This window comes from Streptomyces sp. 4N509B (genome assembly GCF_052245655.1).
GTDB lineage: Bacteria > Actinomycetota > Actinomycetes > Streptomycetales > Streptomycetaceae > Streptomyces.
Genome location: NZ_JBQQBZ010000004.1, coordinates 199,386 through 217,371, shown reverse-complemented (window position 1 = coordinate 217,371; position 17,986 = coordinate 199,386). Strand labels below are relative to the sequence as shown.

Here is a 17,986-nt window from a genome sequence, read left to right as displayed (position 1 = left end):
CCGGTCGCTAGTGCTCGGTCCTGCGGGTGGCGGGGCCCTCGCTCAGGGGACGGCCGTCGAGGTTGAAGCTCCAGGAGACGCGGGGCGCGATCCGCAGGTACGTGCCCCGGCCGAACCGGCCGTCGCGCTCGACGAGTTCGGCGTCGCCGTAGACCCGCAGGAAGCGCGGCGCCCAGGGGTCGAGGGAGGCGAGGTCGTCCAGGAGGAGGGAGACCTTCTCGTTGCCCGCCGCGACGTTCCTGTACTTGCGGGTCCTCTCCGGGGACCTGCCGCCGACGTGGAAGTGCGTGCCGTCGAACTCGAAGCCCACGGGCACCACGTCGGGCTGCTGGTCTCCCGCCACGGTGGCGATGCGGGCGAGCGGCTGTGAGCCTATGTACGCGAGCTCTTCGTCGGTGAAGGACATGGGAGGAAACCCTACGCCGGGTGCCGGATACGGTGACCCTGGGCCCGCGTCAGTCGACCGGGCCGGGGACGAAGGGGGCGGGCGGATGGCGGTGGAGACCGCGCGGCGCGGCGGCTGGACGCGACCCTCCCGGCCGCCGCTGTCGCTGCCGCTGTCGGTGCCGCTGATCGCCGCCGTCGTGGGGGCGTTGCCGCTGTTCGTCGCCGCCCAGCCGGGGGAGGGCAGCAGGGACACGACGTTCTGGCTCCAGCTGGTGGTGGCCTGCTACGCCGGGGTGCGGCTGTGCGCGATGGTGCTGTCGGGACGGCGGCGCCTGCTCCAGGGCGCGTTCTGGCTCTTCGGCTATCTCGCGATGGGCATCGCGCCGCTGGCGCAGAGCGTGCTGGGCCGCGACCCCACGCCCGTGCTCGGGCCGCGCGCGGACACGCAGCTGGCCACCGTGCTGGTGCTGTGCGGCATGGTCGCCTTCGACGTGGGCGCGTTACTGGCCCGGCACCGGCCCGGCCTGCGGCGCCGGCAGCGCCCGCCGGCCACCGTGCACCGGGGCCGGCTGTGGCTGCTGGTCGCGCTGGCCTACGCGGCGAGCGCCGCGTTCGTCGTCCAGGTCGGCGGCGTCGGCGTCTTCTTCACCAGCCGCGAGGAGCTCGGCGCCAGCCTCAACGAGGCCACCGCCGGCGGCGGCGCCGAGGCGACGGGCGAGGCGGGCAACGCGCTGCTGCGGGGCTTCGGCACCGTGCCCGCGCTGCTGGCGCTGCTGTTCCTGACCCGCTGGCTCGTGACCTCACGGCACGCCCGCAGCCGGCCGTCGGTGCTGCTGGCGTGGGCCGGGCTGCTGGTGGTCAACGCCGTGGTCAACAACCCCGTCTCCAACCCCCGGTACTGGTTCCTGACGGTCCTGTTCTCGCTGCTGTTCACCGTCTTCCCCCGCAGCCCCGTGATGTACCGGGCGTCGCTGGCGCTCGGCATCGTGGTGGCGCTGGTGCTCTTCCCGGTCGCCGACCGCTTCCGCTACGACGAGGCGGGCCGGCAGCAGGTGGAGAGCACCTCCCTGCTGGAGCCGCTGGTCGTCAAGGACTACGACCAGGTGAACATGGTCGCCAACACGATCACCTACGTCGACGACGGCAACGCCCACACCTTCGGCGAACAGCTGGCGGGCGCGGCGCTGTTCTTCGTGCCGCGCTCGGTGTGGGAGGGCAAGCCGCAGGACACCGGCTTCCTGGTGGGCGAGTGGATGGGGACCGACAGCCCGAACCTCTCCTCGCCACTGTGGGGGGAGCTGTGGCTGGACTTCGGCCCGGTGGGGATGACGGTCGGCTTCCTGGCCGTGGGCTACCTCGCGGCCCGCACCGACCGGAGGTACGTGCAGCGCACGGTGGACGACCCGTCGCCGGGCAACGTGCTGGCGGTGGTCGCCCCGCTGGTCGCGGGGTACAGCTTCATCCTGCTGCGGGGCTCCCTCCTCCAGGCGTCGGGGCGGATCGGCATCGCGCTGCTGTGCCTGGCCCTGGTGACGACGTTCCGCGGCGGTCGTGACCGCGACGGCGTCGGGGGCCGGGGGCGCGCCGCCCGGCTGTGAGGCGGCGGGCGGCGCGTCTCCCCTACGAGGCGCCGGCCTCGCGGCCGGCGGCGCGGCGGTCCCGCAGGGTGAAGGAGACCCGCACCTCGAAGGCGACCCGGACCCAGCTGGCCACGGCCTTCGCCGCCGAGCCGGCCACCAGGCCCCAGGCCGCGCCGACGACGCCCCCCAGCGCGTAGCCGACCAGCAGGCAGGCCACCGACAGCAGGGAGAAGACCAGCTGCACGCCGAGGGTGGCCCGAGGCGTCAGGACCCGCAGGGCCAGCAGGCCGCAGGTGCCCAGCGCCATGGCGGCGTACTGGCTGCCGGTCGCGGGCAGCAGCTCGGCCGCCGCGTCCCAGGTGTCGCCCAGCAGCTGCCGCCCCGCGGCGTCGGGCAGCAGCGCCAGCGCCAGCGCCCAGCAGCCGGCGATCCCCGCGAGCGCGGCGCCCGCGAGGCCGGCGGAGCGGGCCTTGCGGCCGGGACTGCCCAGCCCCGTGAGGCGGTTCAGCAGCGGCGGACCGAATCCGGTGGCCGCGTTGAACAGCACGTTCAGCGGGCCGAAGAGCGTGGTGGCGCCGCGCAGGGCGCCGACGGCCAGGGGGTTGGCGATCAGGCCGAGGCCGACGATGGCGAGCTGTGAGGCGGCGTTGCCGACCCCGAACTCCACGACGAAGCGCCGCCCGAGGTGCCGTCGCTCCAGCAACGCCCGCAGCCGCTCGGCGGTGGGGCGGCCCGCGCCGCGCGTGACGGCGGCCAGCAGCACGGCGCCGAACACCAGGGCGGGCAGCGCCGACAGGCCCCATGCCAGGACCAGCCGCTCCGGGCCGGCACCGGCCGGCTGCACCGCGAGCACCCCGACCGCCAGCGCCAGCCGCAGCACGTCGACGGCGAGCGCCAGCCGGGGCCGGCCCAGCACGGCGAAGGCGTACCGCATCGCGTCCTGCGTCAGCAGGACGGGCAGCACCGCGCCGAGCGCCCCGTACTCCGGCGCGAGGGGCGTGGTCAGAGCCAGGGCGGCGCCCAGCGGCAGGGAGGCCAGCAGGGTGAAGGTCACCGAGGCGCGGCAGTCGCGCCCCAGCGCGGCCGGCCCGCCGCGCCGCAGCACGAGGGCCTGACCGACGTAGGCGGTGAACGCGCCGAGCAGCAGCGCGAAGATCGTGTACGCGATGGCGAAGTCGGCGAAGTCGGCCGCGGTGGCCTGGCGGGCGGCGACGATGACGACGGCGATGTTCGTGAGCGCCGCGACGCCCTGGTCGGCGGCGGAGGCCAGGACGGCGCCGCCCACGCCGTTGCCCGTGCCACCCGGCGGCGCGTCGTCGGCCCCCACCGCGTCGTCGGCTGTCGCCGCCTCGTCGGTGCGTGAGCCACCCGTCCGTGCTCGATCCGCTCGGTCGTGCTGGTGTGGCCGGTTCGGCCAGGGTCTGCCCATCAACTCCCCTCACTGGCCCTGGGAACGGTCGTCGAGCTCTGACGGATCGAGAATGCGCAGGCCCATGGTCTCCGCGGTGTCTCCCCTGGAGTCGGCCTGCCGCGTCTGCCGGGGCGGCTTGGACTGCCTCTGCTGCTTGGACTGCCTGGACGGCTGGGCGGGCTCGGCCGCCTCGGCCGAGGGGCGGCGCCCGCGCGGCGGCACGGGCCCGCGCGGCGGCTCCTCGACGGCGGCGGTCGAGGCCGCGGCGCGCTCGTCACCGCTGTCGCCCGCGCCCCAGGGGTGCAGCACGGCGCCCAGCAGGAGCCCGCCGGCGCCGACGACCAGCTCCCGCACCCGCGCCAGGTCGTCGCGGCGGACCTCGCTCGGGTCGCAGACCACGACGACGCCGTCCACGCGGTCGACGAGCGCGATGGCGTCGGCGTAGGACAGCACGGCGGGGGCGAGCACCACCACCACGGCGCCCCGGGCGTCGGCGTGGCCGACGAGCTGGGTGGCGGCGGGCGAGGTGAGGGCGCGCGGCACGTTCCGCACCCGGCGTCCTGGCACCAGGTCGAAGAAGCCCGACTCCCCCGCGTCGATCGGCACCCGCATCCCGGCGGGCCAGCCGCCCCCGCCTCCCTCGCCGGACGCTCCCCGGCCGACGGCCCACCCGGGGCGGACGCCGTCGGCGTGACGCAGCTGCTCGATGAGGGTCGGGGTGCGCAGGTCGGCCTCGACGAGGAGGGCGTCCATGCCCATCTCGGCGAACGCGGCGGTGAGGTTGACCGAGGCGGCCAGCGGCGTCTCGATGCTGCCGCGCGGGGCCACCACCAGCAGCCTACGGCGCTGCGCGAACGTCTCGTCGTAGGCCAGGCGGAAGGCGACGGAGCGGTACTCCTCCGCCAGCCGGCCCTCGGCGAGCAGCTGGTCGGGGTGGCCGCGCCCGGTGCGGGGCAGCACCCCGAGGACGGGCGCCCGCAGCGCGCGCGTGACGTCGCCCGCGGAGCGGACGGTGGGGTCGAAGACCAGCCGCACCCAGGCGCCGAGCAGGCCGAGGGCGAGTCCGACGACGTAGCCGAGGGCCAGCAGCAGCGGCAGCCCGGGGCCGGCGGGGCTTCCGGGCGGGGTGGCCTCCGTGATGATCCGGCCGCCGGTGGTGTCCAGGGCCCGCAGGCCGGCGATGGTGCCGTTGATCTCGGAGATCTCCCCGGCGACGGTCGACAGGTCGGCCAGGGCGGTCTCGTAGGCGGCGGTGCCCTCGAAGAGGGTGTCGAGCTCGGCGCGGAGCTCCTCGCGGCGCTCCAGCAGCGGCTCGCGCTGGCCCTCCAGGGAGGTGACGGAGTGGGAGACGCTCTCGTCGGCCTGGGCCTGGCGGTTGGCCAGGTACGCCTCGGTGAAGGCGTTGGCGCGGGCGGCGGCCGTGGCGGGGTCGCCCGCCGTGTAGGAGAAGCGCAGCACCTCGGTGTTGGGCGGGTTGGTGACGGACAGGTCGCGTGCGAGGGGGCGGGCCGAGGACGCGGGCATGCCGAGGAGTCCGGCGGCGCGTTCCGCGACGGTGTCGCTGGCCGCGGTGCGGCGCTCGGAGCCCATGGCGACCCGGTCCACCGGCGCCGCGTCGACCGCCAGCGGGTCGGCGGTGGGCTGGCGGACGGTGACCTCGCTCGTCGCGATGTAGGTGTCGTCGCCGGTCAGGCCGAGGTAGGCGCCGCCGCCCAGGCCCAGGAGGATGCCGCAGACGATCAGCATCCGGTACCGCAGCAGCTGGCGGAACTGGTCGCGTAGCAGGTCGGGTTCGTCGTGCCCCGGCGCGTGGTGCGCGACGGCGCCCCCGACGTGGCCCGTGGGCGTCTCGCGGGCCGCGCCGCCCGTGGTGTGGTCCGCCCTCATCTGCCGACCCGCCCTCTCCCCGCGGTGGCCCGCGCGGCGCCGTGCGCCGTAGCCGGGCCCGGTGTCAGGGAGTGGCGCAGCAGGGCCTCCTCCAGCAGGGCCGTGACGCGGTCCAGGCCGGCGGCGCGGGAGAGGTGGTCGCGTGCGTAGTCGGCGCCGCGCGCCCCTATGGCGTCGGCGGCGGCCGGGTCCTCGGCGATCTCGCGGGCGGCGGCGGCCAGCGCGTCGGGATCCTCCGGCCGCACCACCCAGCCGGCCCGCGCGCGGCGTATCTCCTCGGCGGTGCCGCCGGTCTCGGCGACGGAGGCGACGACGGGCCGGCCGGCGGCGAAGTAGGAGGTGAGCTTGGAGGGCACGCTCATGTCGAGCACGGTGGCCCGCTGGGTGACGACCAGGGCGTCGGCGGCGGCGAGCACGTCGGGGAAGTCCTCCCGGGAGACGGGGGAGAGGAACTCGACGTTGGCGAGCCCCTCGGCCAGGGCGGCCAGGCGCTGGCGCTGGCTGCCGTCTCCCATGAGCACCACGTGGAGGTCGGGGGCGCGGCGGGCGGTCTCGACGAGCACCTCCAGGCCCTGCTTGAGGCCCATGTTCCCGGCGTGCAGCAGCACGGTCCGCCCCTCGGGCCAGCCGAGGCGGGCGCGGACGTGGACCGGAGGCGTCGTCGGGCCCGTGATGTGGGACCAGTTGGGGACCAGGCGGATGCGCTCCTCCGGCACGCCGAGGGCGCGGACCCGCTCGCGGAAGCTGTCGTGGATGACGCCGACGAGGGTGGCCGCGCCCAGCACGCGGCGCTCCACCGCCGCCGCGGCGCCGGCCGCCCTGCCTCCGCCGCGTATGCCGCTCTGTTCGGCGGCGGCGCCCATCAGGTCCTGCACGATGGGCAGGAACGGCACGCCGTAGCGGCGGGCGAGGCGGGCGGCGAGCACGCCGCCGGCCAGGCTCGGCACCTGGGCGAGGACCGCGTCGGGGCGGCCGATGCGGGGCGGCGCGAGCAGGCCGCCGGCCAGGATCGACGCCTCGTACAGGGCGCGGCGGACGGCGGTCTGGCGGGGCGGCACGGAGTGGCGGCGGCGGTGGACGAAGACGCCGCGGTGGGTGTCGACGGTCTGCCACACGCCGCGGTAGGCCGGGCTCAGGCGCCAGGCGGGATAGTGGGGCAGCCCGGCCAGAACGTGGACCTCGGCGTCACGGGTGGCCGCGAGGTGCTCGGCGATCTGGGTGGCGTAGGGGCCGATGCCGGCCTGTTCGGGGGCGAAGTTCGTGGACACCATGAGGAGCCGTCGGCCGGTGGTGGGGGGTGGGGTGCCAGGGCGGCTGCTCACTGGGTTCGTCACGGTGGTCTCCTCCCCCGGTGGCGGTGAGTACGCAGCTTATCCACTTCCGCTCCTGAAGCGTCAGGGGAGGACCTATCCTCGGAGCATCGCCGGGAACTCCCGGCGTTCAGCCGTACGGCGGGGGCGAGTTGGGGGTTTGAGGGTGGGTCAGTCTGTGGGTCACAGAGTGGGGTACGCGCCCGGGGTCTACGACCTGTTCCACGTCGGGCACCTGAACATCCTGCGGCACGCGAGGAGCCACTGCGACTATCTGGTGGCGGGCGTGGTCTCGGACGAGATGGCGGAGCTGGCCAAGGGCCGTCCACCGGTCATCCCGCTGGTGGAGCGGCTCCAGATCGTGCGCAGCGTCCGGTTCGTGGACGCGGCGTTCGTGGAGACGGTGCCGGACAAGCTCTCCACCTGGGAGCAGGTCAGGTTCGACGTGCTGTTCAAGGGCGACGACTGGCGCGGGACGCCCAAGGGCGACCGGCTGGAGCGGGACTTCGCGGGCGTCGGCGTGGAGGTGGTGTACTTCCCGTACACCGTGCACACCTCCAGCACTCAGCTGCGGGCCGCGCTCGACGCGCTCGCCGACAGCTCCCGGAACCACTTGACGAGGAACGCCACGCAGAAGAGCACGTAGGCGGCGCCGAGCGCGGTGTACCCGAGGCGGAAGGCGCGTTCGTCGCCGAGCAGCAGGAAGACCGCGCACAGCACCCCGTAGTCCACGGGCAGCAGCGCGACGGCCCGCAGGCGGGAGGGCGCCGGGGCGTGCGCGGCGCGGGCGCCGGGCGCGGGGCGCGGCGTGAGCTTGTCGGTGAGGAGACCGCCGAAGAAAATGACGACGGCGGCGAGTTGGAAGCCGAGCGGCACCAGCAGCCAGCCGTCGCCCGGCAGCTCGTGGAAGCGGAAGAACGAGACGAGGACGACGGCATGGAGCGCGGTGATCTTCGCGCAGTCCACGACGTGGTCGAGCCACTCCCCCGCCGGGTTCGCGGCGCCCCGCAGCCGGGCGAGCTGGCCGTCGGCGGAGTCGAGGGCGAAGCCGAGGACGAGGCCGGCGTAGACCGTGAGGGCCAGCGGCCAGGAGGGGGACGCCAGGGCCACGGCGGCGAGCGCGGCGCCGCTGCACACGCCGCTGAGGGCGGTGACGTGGTTCGGGCTGAGGCCCACGCGGTGGGCTGCGGCGGCGAGGACGCGGCCGAGCGGGCGGTTGACGTAACGGGAGTAGAGCGAGACGCCCTTGGCCGACTTCTGCGCCGACCGCAGCCGCTCCAGCGCCTCCCGGTAGCCGGGTCTCCCCTCCATGGCCGGCATCATGCCACGTCCCCGTGGCCGGTCGGCCTCGCGCGCACGGATACGATGCCTGGGCCAAGGGTTCCCAGGCTTATGGTGTGAGATTCCAGCAAGACTCCAAGGGGAGGGCCCAACGATGCGGGTGCGGCGGATGCGGGTGCGGACGCGGGTGGCGGGGCTGTTCGGCGCCCTGGCCCTGGTGGCGTCGCTGGCGGGCTGCATCACGGTGCACGGGGAGGAGGCCGTCGTGCCCGCCACCACCGAGGAGGAGGCGCAGGCGGCCCTGGAGCGCTACCTCGAACGCAGCAACGAGGCCAACCGCGAGTACGACGCGGAGATCAACGAGCGGATCGAGCGGGGCCCGATGGGCGCGATCGACAACGCGGTGCTGCGGGCGCAGCACGGGCTGAACCCGGGCGGAAACCCGGACTTCGAGCCCCTGGAGTTCTCCGACACGAGCTTCCACATCCCCCAGCAGGCGGGGTGGCCGAAGTTCTTCCTGGCCGACACGGCGACGAACCGGGCCGACGACGCGCGGTGGCTGCTGGCCTTCACCCGCACCAGCATCGAGGAGGAGTGGTTCGCCACGTACCTCGCCGTGCTGCCGACCGGCCAGATGCCGGAGTTCGCGGAGGACGCCGACGGCTCGCTGGACGACCTGCCCGTCGGCGAGGAGTACCCGGGGCTCGCCATGGCGCCCCAGGAGCTCGGCACCGCCTACGCCACGTACCTCCAGGAGGAGGACGGCCCCTTCGCCGCGGGCACCTTCACGACGGACCTGCTCCAGCAGCGCGTGGAGGAGAACAGCAGCCCCGAGTACCAGATGTTCTACCAGGACGAGGCGGCCGACCCGGAGGCCGAGCCGCACATGGCGCCGATCGCGGTGCGCCTGGCGGACGGCGGGGCGATGGTGATGTTCACCACCCGCCACTTCGACCAGCAGACGGTCGCGGAGGGCCTCACGCCGTCGGTGGACCCGCTGGTGGAGGAGCTGATGGAGGGGACGGCCGAGACCTCGGTGACGCGCGAGTGGGTGGCGATGAGCACGGCCATCGTCCCCGAGGGCGAGGGCGAGATCACGATCGCCAACCGGCTCAGGGGCGTGGTCTCGGCGCAGGGCGAGTAGGGCGCGGCGCTTCGCGTCGTCGACACCTGACGAGACGAGGCCCGGCCGGCGCGCACCGAGCGCGCCGGCCAGGCCTCTCGTCGTGAGGAGTCCGGCTGGCGCCGGTGGCGCCGGCCTAGTAGTGGGCGGGCCGGCCGGCGGCGTGGTGGCGGTGGTACTCGTCGAGGGCGACGTCCGCGGCGGCGGTCGCGCAGGCGTCGGTGAGCGCGGACAACAGGCTCAGCGGCTCGGGGAGGGGGTGCTCGGGGCCGCGCAGCCAGCGGACGGTCCCCGCGGTGAGGGCTTCGGGACGCACCCGGGAGGGCGGCAGCAGCACGTAGCTCCCGCGGCAGTGCCAGCGCAGACCGGGATGCTCGTCCATGGTCTCCGGGTGGCAGTCCAGCTCGCAGGGCCACCACTCGTCCTCGTCGTCCGGCGTGCCGCGCGTGGTGGTGAAGAAGAGCATCCGGTCGGGGTCGGCGACGGCCACGGGGCCGGGCTCGACGCCCTCGGTGGCCAGCCGCTTCAGCGCCGCGTACCCGGCGGCGAGCGGGACGTCCAGCACGTCGTGGGCGCGGCCGGTGGCGGTGACGAAGTTCGCCTGCGGGTCGCGGCGCAGCCAGCGCAGGACCTGCTCGCGGTCGGTGGTGGCCTGGGTCTGCCAGGCCAGGGAGACGGGGTGGCGGGCCGGGTTGGGGCAGCCGATCCGCTCACAGGAGCAGCCGTACCCCTGGGGGTGGGCGGCGGGCGCCAGGGGGAAGCCCGCGCGGGCGGCGGCGAGCACCAGGTCCTCGCGGCCGCGTGCCTCGGCGGCGCGGGCGGCCGTCGCGGCGCGGGCGCTCCGGGAGCCGCGTGCGCTCCTGATGGCTCGGATGGCTCGTGCGTCTCGGGCGCCCCCCCGCAACCAGCGGGTGATCCTGCTCTCGCGTTTCATCTGCCGACTACCGCCTCACTTCCGTCCCGCTCCCCGAAGCGCGCCGCCCGTGGCGAAATATTCCGCGAGTGATCTCCGCGTGTAATCCGCGTGATATCAGCGTGATACTCCACGTGGCCGGGCGTTTCGGCGATTCGGCCCATCCTGCACCGTGCGCGTCCCGGATGGGTAATCGGAGCACACCGGCACACAGAAGCACAGGGGAGCACACAGAACTCGTCGGGGCACTCGGCAGGCCCTCCGTCACCGCTGCCTCGCGAACGGTCCTGGTGGGGCGGGCGCGCCGCCTCCGCACGCCGGGGCGCGGCCCGGCTCAGGGCGCGGCCGGTGGCCAGCTGTCGCCCCAGGCGGTGTCACGGGCGGCGCGGTAGCCCGCGCCCCGTCGCTTGGTGACCGTCTCGCGGCGCAGCTCGCCGGTGGGCGTGCACAGGTCGAGGAGCACCTGCCCCTTGCGGATCTGCGGGTGCCGCACGACGCGGGCCGCCGGGGGCGTCGGCGGCCCGTCCCCGTCGCCGGGCGCGTCGTCGTCGGGCGCGCGGACGACGGCGACGTAGGAGAACTTCTCGTCCTCGTGGCCGAGCGTGCCGCCCTTCACGCGGCGGTGGAACGAGGAGCGTCCCACGCGGGCCGCGAAGTGGCACCAGTCGGTGCCGGCCTCGACGGGGCAGGCCAGGGCGTGCGGGCAGGGCGCGAGGACGCGCAGCCCGGCGGCGGTGAGCCGGTCGCGGGCCGCGCGGACGCGCCGGTATCCCTCGGGGGTGCCGGGTTCGACGAGGACGAGCGCGCCGCCGGGGCGGGTGGCCCTCACGGCCGCCGCCACCACGGCGTCGCGCGCGGCCTCGGGCAGCTCGCCGAGCACGTAGCAGGCGGTGACGAGGTCGGCGGGCGGCAGCTCGCGGCCGGCGCCGAGCGTCTCGTGGCGCCACTCCGCCGCGCGCAGCGCCGGGGCGGTGGCGTGCTCGGCGAGCTCGCGGCCGAGCTGGAGCGCGGGCCGCGCCCGGTCCAGCAGCACCGTCCGGCGCGGCGGCCACACCCCGGCCGCCGCCCACGCCGCCGCGCCGGTGCCGCCGCCGATGTCGAGGTGCTCGGCGGGCGACCACCCGGGCCGGCGCTCGGCGAGGCCGGTCAGGGCCGCCGTGACCGCCGCGTGGGTGGCGGGCATCCGGTACGCGGCGTAGGCGACGGCGTCGGCGCGGTCGCGCAGCACGGGCGCGCCGCCGGGGCCGCCGCCGCGGTATCCGGCGATGAGTCGCTCCACCGCCGCCGAGGTCTGCCGGGGCGGCAGCCCGTCGAGCAGCGCGTCGAGGCCGGCCCTGAGCTGGTCGGCGGTGGTGGTCGTCACCGCGCCAGTGTAGAAGCGCGGCGCGCGGTCCGGCGCCGCCGGCCGTGGCGGCGCCGGCTGCCGGGCTGCGGGCTACGCGTCGGACGCAGCGCCGCCGTGGGTGGCCGGGCCGCGACGGACCACGGTGTCGGCCGGCGGCGTCCAGTCCGCCGGCCGTGGCGGCGCCGGCCGCCAGGGGCGGCACAGCGCGAGGAAGCTGGCGGCGGCCAGCAGGATCACGGTGAGCTGGACGACGGCCATGGGGACGGCGGTGTCCTCCCCGGCGACGCCGACCAGGGGCGAGGCCACGGCGCCGACGAAGAACTGCGAGGAGCCGAGCAGCGCCGAGGCCGAGCCGGCGGCGTGCGGCGTGCGCAGCAGGCCCTGGGTGTTGGCGTTGGGCAGCACCAGCGGCATGGCGACCATCAGCAGGAACAGCCCGGTGGCCACGGGCAGCAGCCCGACGTCCCCGACGAGCCCGGAGGTCATCACCAGCAGCGCCGCGGCGGCGAGCGCCGTCAGCAGCAGGCCCGCGGCCATGATGCGGTTGAGGGAGACCCGGCCGACGAGGATCCGGCCGTTGACCTGGCCCATGACGATGAGCCCGATGGCGTTGGTCATGAACAACAGGCTGAAGGTCTGCGGCGAGGCGTCGTGAATTTCCTGGACGACGAACGGGGAGGCCGCGACGTAGGCGAAGAGCGCGGCGAAGGTGAGGCTGCCGGCCAGTAGGTGGCCCGTGAAGACGCGGTCGCCGAAGAGCCGGCCCATGGTGCGCAGCGCGGTGGGGACGCCGCCGCCGTCGCGGTGCCGGGGCGGAAGGGTCTCCGGCAGCCACCGGGCGGTGACCGCGAGGAGGACGACGCCCGCGACGGCGAGCGCGACGAACAGGCCGCGCCAGTCGGTGACGCGCATCAACTGCGCGCCGAAGACGGGCGCCAGGATCGGGGCGATGCCCGAGATCAGCAGCAGGGTGGAGAAGAAGCGGGCCATGGCGAGGCCGTCGAAGAGGTCGCGGACGACGGCGCGCGCGATGACGACGCCCGCCGCGCCCGCCAGGCCCTGGAGGAGGCGGAAGACGATCAGCGTCTCGGCGGTGGGGGCCAGGGCGCAGGCGACGGAGGCCACGACGTAGCAGGCCATGCCGACGAGCAGGGGGCGGCGGCGGCCGAGCTGGTCGCTCATGGGGCCGACGACGAGCTGGCCGAGGCCGAGTCCGAGCATGCAGGCCGTGAGGGTGAGCTGGATGGTGGCGGCGCCGGTGTGGAGGGAGTCGCCGATCTCGGGGAGGGCGGGGAGGTAGAGGTCGATCGAGATCGGGGTGATCGCGGTGAGGGAGCCGAGGAGGAGGGTGAGCACGAGTCCGGCCCGCTGCCTGTGGCTCGGCTGCGGGCCGGGGTCCGGGGTCCGGGAGGCGGCTTCGGAGGGCCGGCGGGGTGGGGCGGTGGGACTGGCGGTGGGTGGGGGGACGGTGGGTTGGCCTGACGGGCCGGGCTGGGACATGCACCTCTCCGTGAGCTCGCTGCGATCCACCCAATCATCCCATGTCTTCTCGCCGGCCCGGTGGCCGGCGGGTTACGGGGCCGCGACGAGGCCGGGGTCGCCGGCGAGGGAGACGAACGACGCGGCCGTGGAGACCGTGCCGCCCTCGGTGGTGACGTGGGAGACGACGCGGAAGTCGGCGCGCAGCCGCTCCTCGTCGAGGGTGACCAGCAGGTAGCCGCGGCGGCCGTCGTAGAGGCGCATGTGGGGGTTGGCGTCGGTGACGGCCCGCCAGTTGTCGGGACGCTCGGCGCCGTCGCCGCCGCTGGAGACGGAGGTGGTGACGAGTTCCACGCCGAGGGTGCGGGAGGCGGGGTCGTCGAAGTCCTCCCTGATGTCGAGGGCGAAGTGCACGTGGACGTCGCCGGTGAGGACCACGAGGTTGGCGACGCCGGCGGCGCTGACGGCCTCCAGCAGCCGCTGCCGGGCGGCGGGGTAGCCGTCCCAGGCGTCCATCGAGACGGTGCCCTCGCCCTGCTCGGGGTTGCTGCGGCGGGAGACGACGACCTGCTGGGCGAGCAGGTTCCACACCGCGTCGGAGGCGGCGAGGCCGTCGGCGAGCCAGCGTTCCTGGGCGGCGCCGAGCAGGGTGCGCGCGGGGTCGGTGACCTCGGGGCCCGGCACGTCCCAGCCGTCGCCGTTCGCCTGGTCGTCGCGGTACTGGCGGGTGTCGAGGATGTCGAGCTGGGCGAGGCGGCCGTAGTTCAGGCGCCGGTAGAGCGTGAGGTCCGGGCCCTCGGGGAGTTGGGGGGTGCGCAGCGGCATGTTCTCGTAGTACGCGCGGTACGCGGCGGCGCGGCGGACGAGGAACTCCTCGGCCGTGACGTCGGCGTCCTGGGAGACGGCGGCGGCGTAGTTGTTGTCGACCTCGTGGTCGTCCCAGGTGACGATGAACGGGTGCGCGGCGTGCGCCGCCTTCAGGTCCGGGTCGCTGTGGTAGAGGGCGTACCGCAGGCGGTAGTCCTCCAGCGTGACGGTCTCGCGGTCGAAGACGTCCGGGAGGGGTTCGGTGTAGGCGCGGGCGCCGGCGGCGGCGCCCACGGCGTACTCGTAGAGGTAGTCGCCGGCGTGGATGACGGCGTCGAGGTCCTCCTCGGCGGCGAGGTGCCGGTAGGCGGTGTAGTAGCCCTGGTCGTAGCGCTGGCAGGAGACGAGGGCGAAGCGCAGCCGCTCGGGCGTCTCGTCCGGCTCCGGGGCGGTGCGGGTGCGGCCGGTGGGGCTGGTCCAGTCGCCGACGCGGAAGCGGTAGTGGTGGTCGGTCCGGGGGGCGAGGCCCTCGGGCTCGACGTGGACCGCGTGGTGGAACTCGGGGTAGGCCACGACCTCGCCGCTCGCCACGAGGGTGGAGAAGGCCGGGTCGAGGGAGAGCTCCCAGGTGACGGCGACGGGCTCGTCGGCCATGCCGCCGTCGACCGCGTAGGGCTCGGGGGCCAGGCGCGTCCACAGCACGACGGAGTCGGGCAGCGGGTCGCCCGACGCGACGCCGAGGGTGAAGGGGTCGCTCGGGATCGTGGCGGCCGGGTGCCGCGGCCGACGGGGAGCGGCGGCGGCGTTGGCGTCGGGCGCGGGGAGGTGGGTCGTGAGCGCGATCGCGGCGGCGGCGCTGGTGACGGTCAGAAACCGACGACGGTCCAGGGAGCGGGCGGCGGCCCGGAGTTCGTCTGTGGGGGACGATGCCTGCGTCATACGTCCGAGTGCAGCGGGCGTGACCGTCCGCGCTCTGTCGCGTACGCGTCACCGATATGGCGGAGCGATGAAAGCTTGCGCTCCGGAAGGTGTCGTGCACCCAGCGCACACCCCGCCGCCGGGCGACACGCCGCTGAACGCCGGCCCACCGGCCGTGCTCACCGACCCGGCCGGCACGCCCCTGAGCTCGGCCGACGGCGCGTCCGCCCACCCCGCCCACATCGAGCTCGACCGGCCGAAGAAGGCCGTCGCGACGGCCGAACACCTCGTCGACACCGCCCTGTCGGGCCTGCGCGCCGACGCGGATCGGACACCTGCACATCGACGCGGCCCGCGCCCACCTCGCGGCCGGCGACCGGGACGCCGCGCACCTCGCCCTCCTCCGGGCGCGCGACGAGGCGCCCCCGACGGCGCGCCTGCACCCGATGGCGCGCGAGGTGCCGAGGGTGCTCGTGTCCCTTCACCGCCGCGCGAAGCCGGAGCTCACGACCCTGGCGCAGTGGGCCGGTCTGCACAGGGGGTGAGCACCAGCGGCTCCCTGACGCGCGCCGCGACGAGGGTCCCGGGCGGCAACGGGTGGGCGTGGAGCCCGCCGCCGCCCGTTCCGAGGGGCATGACACGATCGTCGGCATGCACGGATTCATGACACCCGACCAGCTCGGTGACCGAACCTCCCGGGCCGTGGACGCGGCCGTCGCCGCCGGGCGGGGGCTCGGGCTCACGGTGACCGACGCGGCGGTGCTCCACGACGTGTTCTCCGTCGTCGTGCACCTGGCGCCCTCCCCCGTCGTGGTCCGGGTGCCCGTCGTGTTGCCGTCCTACGCCGACGCCGACACGCAGGCCGCGCGGCAGCGGGTGGAGCTCGACGTCGTCGGGTGGCTCGCGGAGCGGGGCGTGCCCGTCGTGCCGCCGAGTCCGCTCGTGCCACCGGAGCCCGTGCGGCGCTCCGGTTTCTCGATGACGTTCTGGCAGTTCGTCGAGCAGGACGCCGGAGCCGAGCCCGACTACGTGCGCAACGCCGGCCTCGTCGCCGAGCTGCACGCCGCGCTCCGTGACTACCCGGGCGAGCTGCCGTTCCTCTCGGCGGCGGAGCCGCGCTTCGTCACCGACGGGCTGGCCGTGCTCGACGCGCGGCCCGACCTCCTGGAGCCGGCGGACCTCGACCGCGCGCGGCGGGAGTGGGAGGTGCTGGAGCCGCTGGTCAGCTCGCGCGCGGGCTTCGACGCGGCGTTCCCCGGGCTGGAGCTCCAGCCGGTCCACGGGGACGCTCCGGCGGTCAACATCGTCGCCACGCCGGGTGGTCCGCTCTACTCCGACTTCGAGCTGGTCACGCTCGGCCCCGTCGAGTGGGACCTGGCCTCCCTCGGCCCCGCGTGCGAGGCCGCGTACGACGACGCCGCGCGGCGCCTGGGCCTGCGGCCGTTGGACGCACGCGTGCTGCGTCTCGTCAACGCCGTCGGCATGCTCCGCGCGGTCGCCTGCCTCGCGCTCGCCCCCCGGCTTCCGCTGCTGGTGGACGCGCTGAAGCCCGCCGTCGAGCACTGGCGCACGACGCCCTTCGCGGCCGGGCTGACGGAGGGCTGAGTAGCCCTGCCGGGCGCGGCCGGAGGGGCAAGCCCGCACGATCACGCCACGTGACGTTTCACGGCTGCCTTGTGACGTTGTGGGAGCGGCGATGAGTTCTCGCGGTGGGACGGGTCGTACCAGTGATGACCACTGACACCAGGAGGAACACATGGCTCAGCTGCTGAGGGTCCAGAACTTCAACGTCTCCAGTGACGGAGTCGGCGCCGCCGAGGGCCAGAGCCTGGAGAGGCCGTTCGGGGACGTGGAGCACCCCGAGAGGCTGTTCGCCTGGGCCGGCGCCACGGCGAGCTGGCCGGGCCGCACCGACCCCGGGGGCAGCCGCGGTCTCGACGACTACTTCACGCGCGACTTCGCGTGCAACATCGGGGCCGAGATCATGGGCCGCAACAAGTTCGGGCCCCAGCGCGGGCCGTGGCAGGACCACGAGTGGCGCGGCTGGTGGGGCGAGGAGCCCCCGTTCCACACCCCGGTGTTCGTCATGACCCACCACCCGCGCCCCTCGTTCACGCTCTCCGACACGACGTTCCACTTCGTCGGGGGCGACCCCGCCGCCGTCCTCGCGCAGGCCCGGGAGGCGGCGCAGGGCAAGGACGTGCGGCTGGGCGGCGGAGTGCGCACCATCCGGCAGTTCCTCGACGCCGACCTCGTCGACACCCTGCACGTGGCGGTCTCGCCCGTGAAGCTCGGGTCAGGGCTGCGCCTGTGGGAGTCCCCCGACGAGTTGCGCGACCGGTTCCACCTGGAGGTCGTGCCGAGCCCGAGCGGTGTGACCCACCACCTGTTCTGGCGGAAGTGACCTGTTCTGGCGGAAGTGACGCGGCGACCCGGGAGAGGCGGGGGCCAGGGGCGGGCACACGGCGCGCTCGCCCCCGCCCCGCCGACCTCGGGCCCACGGCGCGCCGCGTCAGACGCGCAGGCGCGTCACCCGTTCGTGCGTGTGGGACTCGATGTCCCTGATCGTCTCATGCACCAGTTGGTGGGAGAGCTCGGAGAGGGCGCGCGCCACCGCGAGCTCGTGCCCGATGCCGGGGACGTTCTCGTCGTCGGGATTGGCGCGAGCCGTGCCCTCGGCCACCATCACGGCGTCGGGCTTGCCCTCCATTCTGACCTCCGCCCTGCTCAGGCGGTCGTTGTCGTCGATCGCGATCTTCACGTGCCAGGTCTCGTTCGGCATGGGGCACCTCCTGCGGGGCGCCCGGATGCCCCGGCGCGCCCCTCGTCGCCTTGCACCCTTCGTCCCCTTCATCCTCTCGCTGATCGCCCGCCGTCGCACCCGCAGCGGTGGCGACGGGGGCGATCTCGGGCATGATCACGCCATGAGTCACCACCCGCCCCCGCCGATGGACGAGCTGGACCGACGGATCCTCGCCGCCCTGGTGGCGAACGCCCGGCGCAGCTACGCGGAGATCGGCGCCGCGATCGGCCTCTCCGCCCCGGCCGTCAAGCGGCGTGTCGACCGGATGCGCGAGGCGGGCGTCATCACGGGCTTCACCACGACGGTGCTGCCCTCCGCGCTCGGCTGGCGCACGGAGGCGTACGTCGAGGTGTACTGCGACAGCGCCGCCCCGCCACGGCGGCTGGCGGAGGTGGTGCGCGACCACCCGGAGATCACGGCGGCGATGACCGTCACCGGCGGGCCCGACGCGCTGCTCCACATCAGGGCCAGGGACATCGCCCACTTCGAGGACGTGCTGGAGCGGGTGCGGGCGTGGCCGTTCATCCAGCGGACGGTCAGCCACGTGGTGCTCACGCACCTGATCGCCGGCAGCCCCGAGGCCGGCGCGCACCACGGCGCTCCCGCCGCGTCCGACTCGCACGCCGTGCCCGGCCCACACGCCGTTTCCGACCCGCCGGTAACCCCTGGGTCCGGCCCCGGAACGGCGGACGCAACGGATCACCGCTGAGGCGGCCCACGACGCAACAACGCTGCGCAGTCG

At 75.1% G+C, this 17,986-nt stretch carries 16 protein-coding genes; 6 read left to right on the top strand and 10 right to left on the bottom strand.

Going from position 1 to position 17,986, the window contains the following annotated elements; translation table 11 throughout:
- Positions 1-7: 7 nt before the first annotated feature.
- The gene (locus ACTWP5_RS06980; RefSeq protein ID WP_443219863.1) at positions 8-406 is read right to left on the bottom strand and encodes a PPOX class F420-dependent oxidoreductase; all 399 of its coding nucleotides are present in this window, start codon (positions 404-406) and stop codon (positions 8-10) included.
- Between the two features lie 85 nt (positions 407-491).
- On the opposite strand from ACTWP5_RS06980, the gene ACTWP5_RS06975 reads away from it, so the two are divergent.
- Positions 492-1,985, top strand: a complete 1,494-nt coding sequence (locus tag ACTWP5_RS06975) for a hypothetical protein (RefSeq protein WP_443219862.1) — start codon at positions 492-494, stop codon at positions 1,983-1,985.
- 22 nt (positions 1,986-2,007) lie between these two features.
- Here ACTWP5_RS06975 and ACTWP5_RS06970 read toward each other — a convergent pair whose 3' ends face one another.
- The 3 genes from ACTWP5_RS06970 to ACTWP5_RS06960 all read right to left on the bottom strand — a co-directional run bounded on the left by ACTWP5_RS06970 (position 2,008) and on the right by ACTWP5_RS06960 (position 6,536).
- Positions 2,008-3,294, bottom strand: a complete 1,287-nt coding sequence (locus ACTWP5_RS06970; RefSeq protein WP_443219861.1) for a hypothetical protein — start codon at positions 3,292-3,294, stop codon at positions 2,008-2,010.
- A 111-nt stretch (positions 3,295-3,405) separates the two neighbouring features.
- A complete protein-coding gene (locus tag ACTWP5_RS06965) occupies positions 3,406-5,265 on the bottom strand; it encodes a lipopolysaccharide biosynthesis protein (RefSeq protein ID WP_443219860.1) in 1,860 nt (619 codons plus the stop codon).
- Positions 5,262-6,536, bottom strand: coding sequence for a glycosyltransferase family 4 protein (locus tag ACTWP5_RS06960; RefSeq protein ID WP_443219953.1), 1,275 nt, complete (start codon positions 6,534-6,536; stop codon positions 5,262-5,264). The genes ACTWP5_RS06965 and ACTWP5_RS06960 overlap by 4 nt, the downstream gene beginning before the upstream one ends.
- Before the next feature lie 217 nt (positions 6,537-6,753).
- Here ACTWP5_RS06960 and ACTWP5_RS06955 point away from each other — a divergent pair, with 217 nt between their 5' ends.
- The gene (locus ACTWP5_RS06955) at positions 6,754-7,221 is read left to right on the top strand and encodes an adenylyltransferase/cytidyltransferase family protein (RefSeq protein ID WP_443219859.1); all 468 of its coding nucleotides are present in this window, start codon (positions 6,754-6,756) and stop codon (positions 7,219-7,221) included.
- On the opposite strand, the gene ACTWP5_RS06950 is transcribed toward ACTWP5_RS06955, so the two are convergent.
- Positions 7,140-7,886 (bottom strand): CDP-alcohol phosphatidyltransferase family protein, encoded by a 747-nt coding sequence (locus ACTWP5_RS06950; protein ID WP_443219858.1) that lies wholly within the window; start codon positions 7,884-7,886, stop codon positions 7,140-7,142. The two genes, ACTWP5_RS06955 and ACTWP5_RS06950, sit on opposite strands and share 82 nt — an antisense overlap.
- Before the next feature lie 124 nt (positions 7,887-8,010).
- On the opposite strand from ACTWP5_RS06950, the gene ACTWP5_RS06945 reads away from it, so the two are divergent.
- A complete protein-coding gene (locus ACTWP5_RS06945; protein ID WP_443219857.1) occupies positions 8,011-9,000 on the top strand; it encodes a hypothetical protein in 990 nt (329 codons plus the stop codon).
- Positions 9,001-9,115: 115 nt separating this feature from the next.
- Here the strand turns inward: ACTWP5_RS06945 and ACTWP5_RS06940 are convergent, their stop codons facing one another.
- From ACTWP5_RS06940 to ACTWP5_RS06925, 4 genes are all read right to left on the bottom strand, one after another.
- A complete protein-coding gene (locus tag ACTWP5_RS06940) occupies positions 9,116-9,913 on the bottom strand; it encodes a bifunctional DNA primase/polymerase (protein WP_443219856.1) in 798 nt (265 codons plus the stop codon).
- A 313-nt stretch (positions 9,914-10,226) separates the two neighbouring features.
- Positions 10,227-11,255 carry a small ribosomal subunit Rsm22 family protein gene (locus ACTWP5_RS06935; RefSeq protein ID WP_443219855.1) on the bottom strand — a complete coding sequence of 343 codons (1,029 nt, stop codon included), beginning with the start codon at positions 11,253-11,255 and terminating at the stop codon, positions 10,227-10,229.
- Positions 11,256-11,327: 72 nt separating this feature from the next.
- The gene (locus tag ACTWP5_RS06930; RefSeq protein ID WP_443219854.1) at positions 11,328-12,737 is read right to left on the bottom strand and encodes a multidrug effflux MFS transporter; all 1,410 of its coding nucleotides are present in this window, start codon (positions 12,735-12,737) and stop codon (positions 11,328-11,330) included.
- Between the two features lie 72 nt (positions 12,738-12,809).
- A complete protein-coding gene (locus tag ACTWP5_RS06925) occupies positions 12,810-14,462 on the bottom strand; it encodes an alkaline phosphatase D family protein (RefSeq protein ID WP_443219853.1) in 1,653 nt (550 codons plus the stop codon).
- A 630-nt stretch (positions 14,463-15,092) separates the two neighbouring features.
- Between ACTWP5_RS06925 and ACTWP5_RS06920 the strand changes: the two genes are divergently transcribed.
- Together ACTWP5_RS06920 and ACTWP5_RS06915 are read left to right on the top strand one after the other, a co-directional pair.
- Complete coding sequence (locus ACTWP5_RS06920; protein ID WP_443219852.1) at positions 15,093-16,046, top strand: phosphotransferase family protein; 954 nt, start codon at positions 15,093-15,095, stop codon at positions 16,044-16,046.
- A 151-nt stretch (positions 16,047-16,197) separates the two neighbouring features.
- The gene (locus ACTWP5_RS06915; RefSeq protein WP_443219851.1) at positions 16,198-16,845 is read left to right on the top strand and encodes a dihydrofolate reductase family protein; all 648 of its coding nucleotides are present in this window, start codon (positions 16,198-16,200) and stop codon (positions 16,843-16,845) included.
- A gap of 108 nt (positions 16,846-16,953) precedes the next feature.
- On the opposite strand, the gene ACTWP5_RS06910 is transcribed toward ACTWP5_RS06915, so the two are convergent.
- Positions 16,954-17,223: a dsRBD fold-containing protein gene (locus ACTWP5_RS06910; RefSeq protein WP_443219850.1), complete on the bottom strand. Its 270-nt coding sequence runs from the start codon at positions 17,221-17,223 to the stop codon at positions 16,954-16,956.
- Between the two features lie 142 nt (positions 17,224-17,365).
- Between ACTWP5_RS06910 and ACTWP5_RS06905 the strand changes: the two genes are divergently transcribed.
- Positions 17,366-17,953: an Lrp/AsnC family transcriptional regulator gene (locus ACTWP5_RS06905; protein WP_443219849.1), complete on the top strand. Its 588-nt coding sequence runs from the start codon at positions 17,366-17,368 to the stop codon at positions 17,951-17,953.
- Positions 17,954-17,986: the final 33 nt, after the last annotated feature.